10 protein-coding genes, 1 tRNA gene and 2 pseudogenes are annotated in these 15,507 nt (G+C 56.7%); 5 read left to right on the top strand and 8 right to left on the bottom strand.

Features of this window, described 5'->3' with window-relative positions:
• Window positions 1-506: pseudogene (locus tag BLR08_RS31280) on the top strand (hypothetical protein); the annotation flags it as partial.
• A gap of 180 nt (window positions 507-686) precedes the next feature.
• On the opposite strand, the gene BLR08_RS24080 reads toward BLR08_RS31280, so the two are convergent.
• From BLR08_RS24080 to BLR08_RS24095, 3 genes are all read right to left on the bottom strand, one after another.
• Window positions 687-3,206: a transglycosylase domain-containing protein gene (locus BLR08_RS24080; RefSeq protein WP_072336462.1), complete on the bottom strand. Its 2,520-nt coding sequence runs from the start codon at window positions 3,204-3,206 to the stop codon at window positions 687-689.
• Between the two features lie 637 nt (window positions 3,207-3,843).
• A complete protein-coding gene (locus BLR08_RS24090; RefSeq protein ID WP_072336456.1) occupies window positions 3,844-4,317 on the bottom strand; it encodes a GNAT family N-acetyltransferase in 474 nt (157 codons plus the stop codon).
• Window positions 4,318-4,350: 33 nt separating this feature from the next.
• The gene (locus tag BLR08_RS24095) at window positions 4,351-5,226 is read right to left on the bottom strand and encodes an AraC family transcriptional regulator (RefSeq protein ID WP_072336453.1); all 876 of its coding nucleotides are present in this window, start codon (window positions 5,224-5,226) and stop codon (window positions 4,351-4,353) included.
• Window positions 5,227-5,344: 118 nt separating this feature from the next.
• Between BLR08_RS24095 and BLR08_RS24100 the strand changes: the two genes are divergently transcribed.
• Entirely contained in the window at window positions 5,345-6,478 is a 1,134-nt protein-coding gene (locus BLR08_RS24100; protein WP_176835595.1) for a glycoside hydrolase family 88 protein, read from the top strand.
• A gap of 264 nt (window positions 6,479-6,742) precedes the next feature.
• Here BLR08_RS24100 and BLR08_RS24105 read toward each other — a convergent pair whose 3' ends face one another.
• The 3 genes from BLR08_RS24105 to BLR08_RS24115 all read right to left on the bottom strand — a co-directional run bounded on the left by BLR08_RS24105 (window position 6,743) and on the right by BLR08_RS24115 (window position 9,809).
• A complete protein-coding gene (locus BLR08_RS24105; protein WP_072336450.1) occupies window positions 6,743-7,951 on the bottom strand; it encodes a GTP-binding protein in 1,209 nt (402 codons plus the stop codon).
• A gap of 265 nt (window positions 7,952-8,216) precedes the next feature.
• Window positions 8,217-8,831, bottom strand: coding sequence for a PH domain-containing protein (locus tag BLR08_RS24110; protein ID WP_072336447.1), 615 nt, complete (start codon window positions 8,829-8,831; stop codon window positions 8,217-8,219).
• A 270-nt stretch (window positions 8,832-9,101) separates the two neighbouring features.
• Window positions 9,102-9,809: a queuosine precursor transporter gene (locus BLR08_RS24115; protein WP_072336444.1), complete on the bottom strand. Its 708-nt coding sequence runs from the start codon at window positions 9,807-9,809 to the stop codon at window positions 9,102-9,104.
• Window positions 9,810-10,195: 386 nt separating this feature from the next.
• Between BLR08_RS24115 and BLR08_RS24125 the strand changes: the two genes are divergently transcribed.
• Window positions 10,196-10,693, top strand: a complete 498-nt coding sequence (locus tag BLR08_RS24125) for a CBO0543 family protein (protein WP_072336438.1) — start codon at window positions 10,196-10,198, stop codon at window positions 10,691-10,693.
• A 48-nt stretch (window positions 10,694-10,741) separates the two neighbouring features.
• On the opposite strand, the gene BLR08_RS24130 is transcribed toward BLR08_RS24125, so the two are convergent.
• Entirely contained in the window at window positions 10,742-11,722 is a 981-nt protein-coding gene (locus BLR08_RS24130; protein WP_072336435.1) for an aldo/keto reductase, read from the bottom strand.
• A gap of 184 nt (window positions 11,723-11,906) precedes the next feature.
• Here BLR08_RS24130 and BLR08_RS24135 point away from each other — a divergent pair.
• Together BLR08_RS24135 and BLR08_RS31875 are read left to right on the top strand one after the other, a co-directional pair.
• Window positions 11,907-11,978: transfer RNA gene (locus BLR08_RS24135), tRNA-Lys, on the top strand.
• A 156-nt stretch (window positions 11,979-12,134) separates the two neighbouring features.
• Window positions 12,135-12,335: pseudogene (locus tag BLR08_RS31875) on the top strand (LuxR C-terminal-related transcriptional regulator); the annotation flags it as partial.
• Window positions 12,336-12,450: 115 nt separating this feature from the next.
• On the opposite strand, the gene BLR08_RS24145 reads toward BLR08_RS31875, so the two are convergent.
• Entirely contained in the window at window positions 12,451-15,504 is a 3,054-nt protein-coding gene (locus tag BLR08_RS24145; RefSeq protein WP_072336432.1) for a HEAT repeat domain-containing protein, read from the bottom strand.
• Window positions 15,505-15,507 lie beyond the last annotated feature (3 nt).

Below are 15,507 nucleotides of genomic sequence, written 5' to 3' on the forward strand. Positions count from 1 at the left end.
CCGTGACTCAGCTTAGCCCGACGATCAAATTTTCTGTCAATGTCAGCGGAGCAAAGGGGAAAACCTTTAAAGCAAAATTCAATCTGTCGCCGACTCTGTACGAGGCGGAAGATTTGCCGACCACCGCATCGGGCGCCGTCCAGGCCGATTTTACGGATTCTCAAAGCTCCAACGGGGCAGGAAACAAGCTGGATGCCAACGGGGTCAACGACTATGTGGAGTACAGTTTGGATGTCCCGTCAAGCGGCACGTATAAGATCAAGCTGGGCGTAAAAAAATTGGATTCAAGAGGCAAATTCAAGCTGTACCTGCCACAAGCCAATTTATATATAGGCCCCGAGCAGGACCAATATTCTTCAAGCATTGAGCATGCTGAATTGGATTTTGGAAATTACACGTTTAACTCTGCCGGAACTAAGGTCTTTAGGTTCATTGTGACCGGCAAGCATGCTAACAGTACAGGCTATACGCTGGCGAATGATTATATCAGGCTGACGGCTCAATAAAGAGTCAAGTGGTGCGAGGGGGAATGGGTACGGGTTCCAGGACGCCTCAATCGGTCGCTCAGCAGCGTTTATCGTAAAATAAGGTTGGCCAGTTTTAACCGGCCAACCTTATTTTACGAACCTCTATACGAATCGTCGCCTGAAACGCCTTACTCGGCTTGTCCCTCCTTCGCCCCCCGCCTACAGCCGCTGGGCCGTTTCTTCTCCGCCAGGCTCCCCGGCTTGTTTACCGTCGTCAACCCCTGCTGCCGGCTTGTCGCCCTCTACCTTCCCGCCGGCGGCGCTGCTTGTACCTTTCTCGCTCTCTTTACCCTTGTCCTCGCCTCTTTCTTTCTCTCCGCTCTTCTTTTCGGCGTCCTTCTTCTCGGCGTCCTTCTTCGCTCCATCCTTTTTCTCGGCTTCCTTCTCCTTGCTCTCCCCCTTCTCCTGCTCTTTGCTGCCGCCGCTTCCCGCGCTGTTCACGCTGCCCGCTCCCGGCTTGCCCGGAGCCGTGCCTTTATCCGCTCCAGCTTGACGGTCCTTGTCCTCCGCGGCCTGTTTATTGTCCTCGGCGCCTTCTGCTCCGGACGGCTGCCCAGCCTTCTCCTGGCTGGCGGCGTTCTGCTGCTGAGCCGCCGCCAGCAGCGCAGCGGCCTCTGCCTGCCGTGCGGCGGCTGCCGCCTCTTCCTTGGCGCGGGCCGCCTGCCTCTTGGCTTCCGCCAGCGCGTATAAAGCCTCCTCCGTGCCGTTGATCAGCTTGCTGCCGCCTGCGAAGGCTTTATACGATTCCGGCTTGACGAAAGCCTGGGCCGGCGTACCTTCCAGCGCACGGCTTACAACTTCCCTGAACAGAGCCGCCGGGTATTTGCCGCCGGTCGTGTTCAGATATTTCTCCTTGTTCGTCCGCTCGTAGCCGAGCCAGACGGCAGCCACCAGCTCATGCGTATAGCCGACAAACCAAGCGTCCTTGGAGCCGTCGATCTGATTGCCGCGGGCATCCTTGAATTCCGGAATATCGGGAAGCTGCGTCGTTCCCGTTTTGCCCGCTACGGGCCTGTCCATTCGCGCTGCCTGGCCTGTGCCCGAGGTCACAACCTTCTCCAGCATCTTGGTCATCGTGTAAGCTACGCTAGGGTCCAGCACACGCTGAAGCTGAGGTTTAGCCTCCTCGCCCACCAGGCTGCCGTTTTTATCCGTAATTTTGGTGATCGCATAAGCTTTGGCCATCATCCCATTATTGGCGAAAGCCGTATAAGCCTGGGCCATCTGCAGCGGGGAAGTCCCTTTCGTCATTCCTCCGAGGGCGATACTGAATACCCGGTCCGATGGCTGAACGGACAGACCGACCTTGCGGGCGAAATCAAGCCCCTTGTCGATCCCGATCTCCTTCAGCATGGCGACGGCAGGAATATTGTAAGATTGGATCAATGCCTCCTCCATCGTCACCCAGCCATGAAACTTCATTCCGTAGTTCATCGGCTTGTACCCGCCGCCAAAATCCGTTTCTTCATCATAAATTCGGTCAGCCGGCCCAAAGCCCTGGCTGAGCGCAGGAGCGTAGACAACCAACGGTTTGATCGTGGAGCCCGGCTGCCGTTCGGCTTGCGTCGCATAATTGAACGCCCGGAACGTCTGCTGCTCTTGATTGCGGGAGCCTACGATGCCGCGAATTGCCCCGGTCTGCGGCTCCATCAAGACGATCGCGCTCTGCAGACCTCCCCGATCCTCGGGGAAGAAGGAAGGCTCCCGGTAAACCGTTTCCGCCGCCTGCTGAACCTTCGGGTCCAGATTCGTGAAAATATGGAATCCGGAGGAGAGGATTTGCTGCTCGGACAAGCCGTATTTCTCGATAGCTTCATTGATGACATGATCGATATACGAGGGATAGATCTTCGCCGTTTTCGTCTCCGACTTGTCCACCAGCTTGAGCTCTTCCTTCATCGCCTCATCCCGCTGCTGTGGGGTAATTTTCCCCTGTTGGGCCATGAGGGTAAGGATCAGATTTCTTCGCTCGACAGCCGGACCCGGCTTCTTGACCGGCGAATAATAGGTCGGGGATTTCGGAATTCCGGCCATCAACGCGGATTCCGCCAGCGTCAGCTCGGAGGCGTTTTTGCCGAAATACGTCCGGGAAGCGCGCTGCAGCCCCCAAGCTCCTTCGCCGAAATAAATATAATTGAGATACATCTCCAAAATCTGGTCCTTCGAGTAAGTATTTTCGATTTTGAAGGCGGCGATCGCTTCTTTTATTTTGCGGGTGTAGGTTTGCTCGGTGGACAGCAGCATCGTCTTCGCCAGCTGCTGGGTGATGGTGCTTCCGCCTTCTACGGTGTGGCCGGATTTCCAGTTTTTATAGAAGGCGCGGGCGATCCCGTATATGTCAATTCCTCGATGCTCATAGAAACGGGCGTCCTCGACGGCAATCACCGCATCAAGCATCTGCTTGGGATATTGATCCAGCGGCGTGTACTCCATCCTGGCATTCGTCACTTCCGTTATGATCTGGCCGTTGCGGTCATAAAAATAGGTCGAGCGGGCTGGCTCCTGATCGAGCCGCGTAATGTCCGAAGCCGCATACATCGACTTGTAGGTTTTCCACGTCCAGTTCAAGCCCCATAATCCGCTGACGACGAAGGCCAGCACAAACAAGCCCAGGAAGAGCTTTAGTGTGACTACTGCTTTTTTGCGCCAATTCGGCGTTTGTCCCGATACCGACTCCATATTCCGATCCCCCTAAGCTGCCTGTTTTACTCCTTGTTTACCACCAAGGCGTATAGGTCAAACAGCCTGCCTGGATCTGACGAAAGCAGAGCATGACAGGCATGACAGCTCCTGACGAATTGCATAGGGAAAATAGGCGCTTCAACGGCACTTGCGCTCCCCGGGCGAGCATCGCCGACCGCGTCGGCAGGACCTCCCCTCCCTGTCCCGGCTGTTCCAGGCGCAGGAAGGCATGTCCGCTACCGCATACCGGAGTTATGTGCTGCAAGGCGTTGACCAGGATATTGTCCTGGAGGACGAATTTGTAAATCAGTTGCGGAGCATCCGCGGTGAGGAGAACAGATCATGAGGAAGGTCGAGGTCGTTCCATATGATGTAAGCTGCCCGCATTGTACGAAAAGGAGGCGCTCAACTACGGATGGCTGAAGCTTCAACCGGCCAAGCAGTTTCCGGCAAATATCAACGCCTACATCGGGTGGCAAGGATGCGCTGGTCAAGGAGCTGGTGGCCAAGGCGCTCAGCTGGTATAACCAGGCAGAAGCGCTTCGGCCGACTAGCCGTCAGAGACGGAAGAGAAAGCGGAGCGGGAAGGTACTCGGGAGCTTGCTAAGGCTGCACGCTCCTCCTTTCCCGCCCGCTACCGAAGCTGCAAAATAAACTTCTGCCTGGAGCCGCCTTCCGGACCGGCAGGCAGCTTGTCAGCCGACGGCCTAAATCCGAGCTTGCGGTAAAGCTCCCTTGCCGGCTGGCCGTCCGGAATATCCGGGCCGAACGTGACGACTGCCACTTCCGCCGGCCGGACAACGCCGGAAAACGCATGCCGGACGAGCGTTGTAGCGACTCCCCTGCCTCGCGCCCCGGCATTCACCGACAGCCAGCCAAGCTTGTAGACTGGCGCATGCGTGGAGGAGAACAGCAGACCTCCGAGCAGCTGAGCCCCAGGCGGGCCGTCCTGCTCTCTTATGCAGAAAGCGCTTCTGGCGTTGATATGCTTCTCCAGCGCCCGGATAAAGCCCGGCTCTTCCACCATCGGACCAAATAAATATTCAACCTCGGCCGCCAGCTCCAGCCACCCGGGCATATCTTTTTCTACGGCGTGCACAACTTTCATCTTGATTGTATCCCCCCTTCTCCCTGTAAGCTATCACATCAGATCGAACGCTTGGCCGCGCATCTTCCGGTAAACCTGGGGACTGATTCCCTTGCGCTTTTTAAACAGCTGACAAAAGTGGGAGGAACTGAAGCTCCCTACGTCCTCGGCAATTTCCCGGATGCTTCGGGTGGTCGTCAGAAGCTGATCGCACGCTTCGCGCAGACGTCTCTCCGCTATATAGGCGGAGAGGCTTATTCCTGTATATTTGCGAAACAGGTGAGAGATATAATAAGACGACAGATGAAGCTCGGCCGCCATTCGCTCCAACTGGAGAGGCTGCTTGTAGTTCGCCTCCACCCAGTCCATCATCTTCTCCACATGCACCGTCGTCTTGGCCGACAGCTCGGACATCCGCCCTCCCGGAACCACATGAATCTGCAAATACCGCAGCAGCACGGTAAGCAGCAGCGCCTGCTCCTCCTTGGTATCCGCTCCGGGGGACTGCATCGCCAGATGATAATCGTCGAGGATATCAGACAGCCTCATGTCGCTGCCCAGATCGAATACCTGCTCCGGCAGCGTGCCTTTCCAGAAATGAAGAAACCAGGCATGCAGTCTCGGAAACGGACTGAGCAGCGGCTCTGCGACCCGCGGATCGAATGTGAGGATCGATCGGACATATTGTCCGCCGGACGTTCCCGGAACATCAATCTTGTGCAGCTGGTAGGGCTGAAAGCAAAGCAGCATGCCGGGCCGCATCGGGAAGCTTCGACCTTCGACGGTGACCTCGCCTTCTCCTTCATACACATACAGCAGCTCGATGCCCTGATGGGCATGCAGCATTTTCCACGGCCATTGGGTGTTCCTGGCCCGGTGGGTGACGCGGAAGGCGGTCGGTCCAAGGTCCATCGGATCTATATAACTCATCTTCGCAGCTCCTATAATAGCAAGATAGCTATATTTTAGCACAACCCGCCCCCATCCGTACCGATCTATAATATAGAAGAGCAAGGAGCGATCACAAACCGTGCCAGGAGGAATCATAATGTGGAAACAAGCGATTGAAGAAGCTTTGCGGATTACGGAAGCCAATATCGGAAGGTTCGAGGGCAAGTTCCCCCATGTTAGCGACGGCGGAACAAATTACGTGCTCAACGACAATAGGGAATGGACCGACGGCTTCTGGTCGGGCATCCTGTGGCTGGCTTATGAATATAGCAATAAAGAAGTATTTCGCGAAGCCGCTGTCAAAACAGTCGACAGCTTTAGCCGCCGGCTCGAGCAGCGCGTTGCATTGGAGCATCATGATATCGGCTTCCTGTACTCGCTCTCGACCAAAGCGCAGTGGATCATCGAAGGCGACGAGCAGGCCAAAGCACTGACGGTGAAGGCTGCCGATGTGCTGCTCGACCGCTGGAGAGAGAAAACCCAGCTGCTGCAGGCTTGGGGTCCGAAGGATGACCCGACCAATGGCGGCCGGATCATTATCGACTGCCTGCTGAATCTGCCTCTGCTGTACTGGGCGGCCGAAGCGACCGGAGACAGCCGCTACCGCGAGCTGGCCGAGATTCATGCGCATAAAAGCCGCCGTTTCCTCGTTCGCGGAGACGATTCGTCTTACCACACGTTCTACTTCGACCAGGAGACGGGTGATTCGCTGCGGGGCGGCACACATCAAGGATTCCGCGACGGTTCGACCTGGACGCGCGGACAAGCGTGGGGCATCTACGGCTTCGCGTTATCCTACCGCTATCTGAAGCAGCCCGAGCTGCTCGAAACGTCCAAGCGCATGGCTCGCTACTTCCTGGACCACCTGCCCGAGGACGGCGTCGCGTATTGGGACTTCGACGTGCCGCAAACGCCGGAATCCCAGCGCGACAGCTCGGCGTCGGCGATTGCCGCAGCCGGCATGCTGGAAATTGCCGACCTGCTCCCGGACAGCGACCCGGACAAGGCGTTCTTCCGCAAGGCGGCAGAAGATGCGGTTACCGCTCTGTACGAGCATTACTCGACGCGCGGGGAAGCGGATGCGGAAGGCTTCCTGAAGCATGGCTCTTACTTCGTCCGCGGCGGCATCTCGCCGGATGATTACACGATCTGGGGCGACTATTATTATCTGGAAGCCCTGGTTCGCCTCGAGCGGCAGCTTACCGGCTACTGGTATGAGCGCGGCCGTTAATACCGTTTGACCAGAGACACGCCGGACAACTAAATCGGCCCCCAGCCATGGCGAGACAACGTCTGATCATGGCTGGGGGCCGACTTTTCTATGTTCGGGCTGGTCCGGCGGGAGGCTGCCAAGCGTCAGCGGGCTGTGCGTGGGGCTGGCTCGGCGGCCGGCCGGGATCGCTGCTATGTCCGGGTTAGCCCGGCAGGCTGCCGGACCGCGACGGACTTTGCCCGCGGCCACGCTTCGCCTGCCCTGCCTAGCCGACGCCCAGCCTCAGCCTGAAGTCTGCTGCAGCTCGGCTTCGGACCGTGGAAGCGGATCAGGGAAGCGGCTCCAGTCGCGCTCCATCTCTTCATCCGTCAGCAGACAGGCATCCAGCTCCGCGGCGATCTTCTCCTTGTCCATGCCGATGCCGATCAGCACGAGGCGATTGATCCTGTCCCCGTAGCGGGGATGCCAGGATTCCGCCAGTTCCGGCTCCTCCTGCAGCAGGCGTGACCGCTCCTCCTCCGGCAGCGCGGCGACCCAGTAAGCGGCCGCGCCGAACCGGATAGACGGCCCCGCCTGGCTCAGGCTGTGCCCGATGTCATTGCGGCTCGCCAGCCATACCATTCCCTTGGCCCGCACGACCTCAGCCGGCCAAGCCTCCATCCAGCTCATCAACCGTACGGGATGGAACGGGCGCATCCGTTCATAGACAAAGGAAGCGATGCCGTATTCTTCCGTCTCTGGCGTATGCGCGCCTCCCTCCAGCTCCCTGATCCACCCCGCCGATGCGCTCGCCTCATCGAAGTCAAACAACCCCGTATTCATGATATCGGACGGCTGTACGGCTCCGTTCTCCGCCCGAATCAGCCTGGCGCGCGGCTGCAGCTTGCGCAGCACGGCCTCCAGCTCATTAAGCTCCTCAGCAACCACCATATCGCATTTGTTCAGGACCAGCACATCGCAGAACTCGATCTGGTCGATCAGCAGATCCACCACATCGCGCGTGTCTTCCTCTCCTGTCGCCTGACCGCGCTCCAGCAGCGTCTCTCCCGAGGAGAAATCATGCCAGAACCGATAGGCGTCCACGACGGTTACCATCGTATCGAGACGGCAAAACCGGGACAGATCGATCCCGTTTTCTTCATGGATGTAAGTGAACGTCTGGGCTACCGGAACCGGTTCGCCGACCCCGGTAGATTCGATCAGAATATAATCGAAGCGCCCATCCTTGGCCAGCCGCTCCACTTCCCGCAGCAAGTCCTCCCGCAGCGTACAGCAAATACAGCCGTTAGACATCTCGACCAGCGTCTCATTGGTGCGGGACAACCCTCCCCCGTCGCGGATAAGCGCGGCGTCGATGTTCACCTCGCTCAAGTCATTGACAATCACCGCCACCCTCAAGCCTTGGCGATTGTTCAGCACATGGTTCAAAATCGTCGTTTTACCCGACCCGAGATAACCGCTCAAAACGGTGACGGGGATTTTCTTTGTCATTCCGGCTCCACCCCTAAGTGTAATTTTTACTATAATGACAGCAAGTAAAAACGCCTTTTATTTTTAAAAAGGCGTCCCATTCCTATAAACGTAATAAATACAATTAAACACATTGTAGACACAAGAGGCCCGCTTGTCAAGCATTGATGCATCCATGATCAACCGCAAGCGGGGCCGGCTCATGCGCAACGGGGGCCCCTCCCTTCAGTCCCCGTTAAAATGCCTCAGGCCGCCAAATCCTTGGCAGCCTGGGGGAACTTAAGCTTTATTGATTGATATATTTTTCGAATACAAACCCAAAATCTTTGATTTTATGCTCGGCATGCTTCGTTTTCAGCCAGTTATACGCCGCTTCATTGATGGCGCTGAACTGCTCGGCGGCCGAGGCGCTCTGCGTGGAAATGCGTCCCGTACTCTCCTTGGCTATCTGAACGCTGGCTACGGCATATTCATACAGCTGGTCGTTCGTTGCCACAATTTCCGAAATCTTTAATAACGTTTTATACAGATCCTTAATCGGTTCAATTTGCCGCTTATCAACATCTATGGAGAAGTTTGCGGAGCCAATTTGGAATTTAATCTCAACGTCCAGATCGACGGTCCCGGCAGTCTCCATGTAGACCTGCGAGATTTCATTGGCAGAATAGCTGTAGCGCTTCAGGATGCGCTTGCTGCTGATGGCGCTGTCTCCATCCAGATGGATCAAGGCCAGATTGGTAAAGCAATACTCGTCTTTCTTCGATTTGATGATAAAGTAAATCTTTTCCCCGTCCTCATGCATGACATAATCGTCCGCATCTACCTTGTCGAAGTCCTTCCGGTCGATAACTTTACCGATATCGCTTAATCCTAGCGCATCTGCCGCCAGCTTTTTAAACACAGCCCTCATCCTCTCACATGACAGTGATTTCTAAATAGTTCCATTGCCATATCTATTGTAACGAAGCCGGAAGCATGCTGGCAATACGTTATCCCTTAAATGTTCATTGTAAGTCAACGATTATCAGGTTCCCGGCGAGCCGTCTGCCAAAAGTAGTACACCATTAGGCCAATCCAGCCGTAAGAATAAACAAAACAGCCGCCGGAGGATATCCGGCGGTGAAAGCTCGGGCTGTATACAAGAAAAGCTTGGTTCGCTTGGTTGGCAAGCTTACGTCTGCTCCTGCAGAAGCCGCGCAGCCTCATCCTTGAAACGAAAGCTTCTGGCGATATACAGAAACGGCGTCGAGGCCATCGACACGATGAATTTGATAATATAGGTCGTAATCAGGATCTGCACCCATACATCCAGGGTATATTCTCCGATAAATGCAATGGAGCAGAAAATCAGCGTATCGACCAGTTGGCTGACCGCCGTGCTGCCGTTATTGCGCAGCCACAGCTGGCCCGGCTTCGGGAATACCCGTTTCAGATAAGAATAGATCTTCACATCGAGAAACTGGCTGACGAAAAACGCGGTCAGACTGCCCAGCGCAAGCCGCGGCAGCAAGCCGAAGATCGTCTCCAGCGAGCTCTGCGCGAAGTCCGTCTCCTGCGGCGTGAACATCAGCGTCATCTTCATCGTCACCATCGTAACCAGCATGACGAAGAAACCGAACCAGACCGCCTTGCGCGCTTCCTTCTCGCCATACTTTTCATTGAGCAGGTCGCTGGTCAAATAAATCGAGGCATACATCGTATTGCCGAGCGTCATGACGATCCCGACCATCTCGATCGTTTTGGTCACCTGAATATTGGCAAGGATCGTCGCAATCCCGACCCATGCATACAGCCCGCTTCGGCCGAAAAAACGGTAGCACAGCAAAAAGCAGCCAAAATGAACAAGGACGAACAACACGCCCCACAGCACATGAAACATAATGAAATAAGCCTCCTAGTTTTGGTTACGCGGGAGTTTCCGAACCGCGGCCCGGTGTCCGGACACAAGGATAAGCGTCTTACGGCGTTTTTAGAAGCCGTGCGCAACCCAAGAAATCGCAGATCACCGAAGCTTTTACTTACTCAGATTTTGCTGAAAACCTGCCGGCATCGGCAGGCCCATTTCATTATACAAGGATCTTCCGCAATAGCAAGAGAAATTCTTGCCACTGCGGCTGCTTCGGTCTGCCGCTCGCATCCGCGCTATCCTCACCCCTTAAATACGAAGCATAGTTATTTCCCCTTTTAGTAATAATAGTAAAATCGAATCTTGCCTTACCGAATCCTGTATAGCTTTCGCCAATATTATTCAAGGGGATCAGCCATATGCACTTGTTTTTAGCGCTCTCCACCGTCTTTGCCGCCTGGAAATGGGGCGATTGGCGCAATTGGAAGCAATATCATCCCACTATGCTGTATATTACGTCGGGGGGCATGCTGTATGAATATTTAACACATGACCGAAATCTGTGGGTGTTTAATCCTGATTTCCTCTACAATCAGAAAGTAACCGTCCTCATATATGCCATCTTGACGATGCCTCTCAATGTGCTGCTCTACTTATCGACGATGCCCCGCAACAGCAAGCTGAAAATGATTCGTCACATCTTGCTGTGGATCGGCATCTACGCCGTTACGGAATGGCTGCTGCAATATTTCAACAGAATTGATTATGCGTACGGATGGACATTCTGGTATTCCGTCCTGTTTGACTGTATAATGTTTCCCATGCTGCTGCTGCATCACAGAAAACCTGCAGCCGCTTATTTGCTGTCCATCTTTATCATATGGTTCCTGATGTTTATGTTCCAAATCAAGTTGTAAGCCCGCAGTTTGCAGAGTCTCCCCTTCCGCGGACCCTGCTCCCCGGCGTTACTCCGCACGTTCCGTCTTCCCCTGCAAAAAAGCCAGCTGTTCCGGGCTCAAGCTGATCTCCGCCGCGCGCAGACTATCCTCCAGCTGCTCGTCAGTCCGGCAGCCGACGATGGGGAAGGTTTGGATCGGCTGGGCAAGCATATAGGCAAGAACTACCCGGCTGATCGGAACAGACAGTTCTTCGCTCAACTGTTTGGCCCGCTCATAACGGCGCTTGTTCTCCTCCAGCCTATACATCTTCGCTATACGCTCATCGGCCATCCCTGCCGGAGATTCCTCCAGCTTGGAGAATAATCCCTGCGCCTGCGAGGAATAAGCGAATACCGCCATCTGGCGCTCCTGATGGTAGCGATACATTGTTTCGTCCATATGCATCAGCGTCGTATCCTCAATCCGGCTCAAATCAACTTCAGCGAGACTCCACGAGACCTGGCTCGCTACAAATCCTTGAATGCCGTGCTCGCTTGCATAGGCGCGCGCTTCCTCCATCCGGTGCGTTCGCCAGTTCGAGCAGCCGAAGTAACGAATTTTCCCCTTCTGCACCCATTCGTTCATGGCATGCAATATTTCCCCTACCGGGCGGCTCGGGTCGTCGCGATGCAGCCAATACAGATCAAGCTCGTCCACCTGCAGGCGCCTCATACTGCCTTCCAGATCTTCGGCGATCAGCTCCGGCGTCAGCCTTCGGATCTGGGGAGCGCTTGGTTCCGGATGGGCCCCTTTCGTCGTCACGATGAGCCGCGCCCGATTGCCGCGGGCCTTCATCCACCGGCCAACGGTCGTTTCGCTAAGGCTGCGCTCGCCTGGCAGCCAGTTGGCATACACCTGTGCCGTATCCACCATGTTACCGCCCGCATCGACAAATGTGTCCATCAGCCGGAACGACTGCTCCTCGGTCAGCTTCGAGCCAAACAAAACGCTTCCGAGCACAATCGGCGAACAGTCCAGCTCCGTGTTCACTATCCTCTTCTTGTCCATAAACGCGCGCCTCCTCTCGGCCCGGGATTTCCCCGTGCCTGTTCGGTTTTTCCCCAGTCTTTACCCTGTGCAGAATCGCGGTAATCGGAATGATGCCAAATGAAATAAATCGCGAAAAAAATGTTGACTTATGCCGAATCCTGTGATAAATTAATTGAGGTCGAGCGAGACAAGCTCAACATGCAGGTCCGTAGCTCAATGGCAGAGCAACCGGCTCTTAACCGGTAGGTTGTGGGTTCGACCCCCACCGGGCCTATTCTAAACCAGCGAAAAGCATCCGTGATGATCACGGATGCTTTTCGCTGTATTCAGGGGAATGGCCGCGCCTGTTCAGGACACGGCCTCTTGCCCGTTCAGGATTCGGATTCCTGTCCGTTGCCCAGCGCAGATGCGGTCCATTCCCAATCGAACAGCCTACGGATTATCCGTCAGGGAGAAACAAATTCTTGGCAAGCTGCTTCAAGGATTCTCGACGAAGGAACTGGCCGAAGCGTTGTTTATCTCCGCCTACACCGTGCAGGATCATCTGAAGTCGATCTTCGCCAAGACCGGCACGTCCAGCCGCAGAGAGCTTGTCTGGCAGCTGCTGTCCCGGTACAGCTTGTCCTACTAGAGAATAGGTCTCGATGGACTTGGAACAAATCACGCAGCCAACGAAAAACAAGCCTCAGCTTCTTACTAAGGCTCGTTTCCATATGCAAAGAACTGCTTCTCCTCCTTGCAGGCTTTCATCTATCGGCGGCGGGGGTGTCTGCGATAGCATGCTCCAGCCGGCGGATCCGGTCAAAGGCCGTACGCAATATGCCGATGCCAATGCCGGGATACAGCCGGATCAGCCGGTGCAGCTCGCTCCCCCGGATGGCGAGAATATGCAAAGGGTCCGTTGCGGCAACACCGCTGGCTGTTGCCAGAGTTCCGTATAGCGAAGAGGACTCTCCGTAAACATACTTTCGCTTGAGCACCGTAATCTGCCGCTCGCGGCCTGATGCGTCGGACGCGCAGATGTTCAAAGCTCCTTCTATAATGACGCCAAGCGTATCGTTTGCAGCGCCCTGCCGGAACAAATAGTCCCCTATTCTATGAAACCGCTCTTCGGCAATCCCGGCTACGCGGCCAAGCTCCTCCAGCGACAAAGCGGAAAAGAACGGAACCTGCTTCAGAAACACCATTTTATCCAATAAACCGAGCAAGGGTCTTGATTCATTCACCTGATCCACCTCCCTGCGGGGCTGCAAGGCCGCCGCCGCGATTGCCCTCAACCACGGATCCCGCTCAAATTCAGCCGCACGGCGCAGCACATCCGAAGCCTGTTCCGGTGTCACGGGGGCCGAATCCTCCCAGCCGGAGACAGCTTCAAGCAATGCAGCTGACAGCCGCTTATCGCCAAGCCCTTCGGCCAGCACCTCCAGACCGCTCTCCCGCAACTCTTCATCATCGTCTTCTGACGCAACTCTTACGGCCTGCGCCGTCGCTTCGTCCGCCACACGCTCCATAACGGCCCAAGCGCCCTCCAGGGCGAAGCGCCTGAGCTCCCGAAGTCGCATAAGCGCCAGTGTTGTCAACCCGCCGCCAGCCGACTGAACCGCCCCGGTCAGCTCCCTCCCGCTCCACAGCTCTCTGAGCGCCCGGATCGCCTCCGGTACAAGCGCGTCCCGGCAGCTCTGCTCATCCCCGAGCTTTGTCAGCGCGCGGATAACTGCGCTCCACGCCATCGGCTGCAGCCGGGGCAGCGCAGCGTGCAACGACGCCCAGGCTGCCGGCCCCATACGCTGCAGAGCTCGCACAGTGGTTTCATGCAGCCCCGGCTCGGCCTGCTCGAGCAGCTCCAGAAGCCTCGGAATGGAAGCCGTATGGCGAAGCGTCCCAAGCGAAGCGATCGCAGCCTCGCGAACAGCCGGGCTCTCGTCCCGCAGCAGTCGTTCCAGCTCGCTTTCATACCCGCCAAGACCGGATTCCGCGAGCATCTCGCACACCGCAATAACGGGTTCGCCCCCCTCGCGAAGCAGCCGCATCACCGTCTCGGCCGCATCCGCCCGGCTTGGCTCATCCTCCAGCTTGTACAGCGCCTTGACCGCCGCAGCGATAATCTCTGGCTGCCCGTCTTTCAGCAGGGGCCGCACATAATCGGCTGCCAGGCGGTATTCCCGCCCCGTCCGCTCAAGCGCACGCACCGCCTCCCGGCGCACCTCGTAATCGGGGTCAGACAGCGCTCGCGCCGCTTCGCGCACCGTGCCTGCGCCCGCCTCGGACAGATCGAGCGCGCGCAGGGCGGCTGCGCGGATTCTGGCTCCCGGGTCATCCAGCAGCGCCAGCAGCTCGGGCGTATAGGACGAATCCCTGCTCCGCCCCATCCACTCCAGCACTACCTCACGGGTATAATCATTGGGCTGTCGCAGCAAGCCCGAGAGAACGGACCGGAATTGCGGCTGCCCGGCGAATTCGGCGAGCAGCGCCGCCATATCCGGCTCCGCATTCGTCATCGTCTGCACGGAGCGGATCAATTCCCGGATGTACAGCCTCCGTCCGGCAATGGTCAGCAGCACGAGCGAGACAGCTCCGCCCAGACCTATCCACGCGAGCTGCCGCTGCTCCATGCCCCAGCCCCCATGCAGCCATTGCAGCGCTGCGCCGAGCATAATCCCCGCAGAGGCGGATACGCCGGAGACAGCGAACCGGTAGCCGTCGCGGCTTAAGATCGGCAGCAGCTTGAAATACATCTGATTCGCTGGCTCCGCCACGTAATACAGCAGCAGATAACCAAGCATATAGACGAACGATGCGGCAAACAGCGCCCCGGCGGCCCCGAGCGCGCTCACCAGCAGCACAAAACCTCCCGCAAACACAACCGCAATGGCCAACAGGATGTTGGACGGACCAAGCCAAGCCGTAATCCGCCCCATCCCCAGCTGTAGAGCCAGCGCCAGCGCGAACAGCCATGTCGTGACAAGCCCAAGAAACGAAGCAAATTCCGCTTCCGTGGTGTAGACAGCTCCCGCTGTCAGCAAAAATTCGTACTCCATCAAGAAATAGAGAGCCGGCATCAGCGTCATGACCAGAGTGGCGGTCAGCAAATAGGGCCAGGTCACCATTTTTTTGAAATAGGTCAAAGAGGAAGCCCCGTCTCCCGTCTCCCCAAGAGCCGAAGCAGGCGTCGCCAAGGTAAGCGGCACCAGATAGCGGGAGATAGCCCGCCAATAGTTGACTGAGCCGGCCAACAGGAATACCGGCGCGAGCATGTAGACCGCGTCCGCCCCCCAGACTCCGCTCACCAGCTGCGCGATGACGCCCGCCGCAATTCCCCCAAGAGCAGCAGAGGATACGAAGGAAGGCATAAGACGCTTGGCCTGCTGGGTCGGACATAAGTCGATGGCCAGACTCCACAGCAGAATCGTCTGCTGGCGGACAACGAAGCTCGAGCCCAGGAATAAAACCGCGTAAAAGGCCGGCGCCTCCGTCCCCGTCAGCCTGAGAATCAGCAGCACCAGCGCGTTCAAAGCGACAATCGCCCCCATGCCTGCGAACAGCACGCGCATCAGCCGAGGCTTCCGCAGCCGGCCGGAGAGCCACGAGAGCAGCCATGCCTCGAACGGCAGGATGACCGCCTCCGCCGCATACATGTATGGCAAGTAGGAGGTGCCGAGCCTCTGATTGAATAAAGCGTAATAACCGTTATAATTCAGAATTTCGGAGACGGCGCACAGAAAAAAAACAGGAACCAGCATGGCCAGTTTGCGCCGGTCCTCAGGCTTTATTCCCATCCACCGCCACAAGGCTGCATTCATCGT

Origin of the sequence: Paenibacillus sp. cl123 (assembly GCF_900101595.1) — a bacterium.
GTDB lineage: Bacteria > Bacillota > Bacilli > Paenibacillales > NBRC-103111 > Paenibacillus_G.

Excerpts from the sequence above, each read along its gene's own strand:
- BLR08_RS24080 (WP_072336462.1), bottom strand. The coding sequence starts at position 3,206 with ATGGAGTCGGTATCGGGACAAACGCCGAATTGGCGCAAAAAAGCAGTA.
- BLR08_RS24090 (WP_072336456.1), bottom strand. The coding sequence starts at position 4,317 with ATGAAAGTTGTGCACGCCGTAGAAAAAGATATGCCCGGGTGGCTGGAG.
- BLR08_RS24095 (WP_072336453.1), bottom strand. The coding sequence starts at position 5,226 with ATGAGTTATATAGATCCGATGGACCTTGGACCGACCGCCTTCCGCGTC.
- BLR08_RS24100 (WP_176835595.1), top strand. The coding sequence starts at position 5,345 with ATGTGGAAACAAGCGATTGAAGAAGCTTTGCGGATTACGGAAGCCAAT.
- BLR08_RS24105 (WP_072336450.1), bottom strand. The coding sequence starts at position 7,951 with ATGACAAAGAAAATCCCCGTCACCGTTTTGAGCGGTTATCTCGGGTCG.
- BLR08_RS24115 (WP_072336444.1), bottom strand. The coding sequence starts at position 9,809 with ATGTTTCATGTGCTGTGGGGCGTGTTGTTCGTCCTTGTTCATTTTGGC.
- BLR08_RS24125 (WP_072336438.1), top strand. The coding sequence starts at position 10,196 with ATGCACTTGTTTTTAGCGCTCTCCACCGTCTTTGCCGCCTGGAAATGG.
- BLR08_RS24130 (WP_072336435.1), bottom strand. The coding sequence starts at position 11,722 with ATGGACAAGAAGAGGATAGTGAACACGGAGCTGGACTGTTCGCCGATT.
- BLR08_RS24145 (WP_072336432.1), bottom strand. The coding sequence starts at position 15,504 with ATGAATGCAGCCTTGTGGCGGTGGATGGGAATAAAGCCTGAGGACCGG.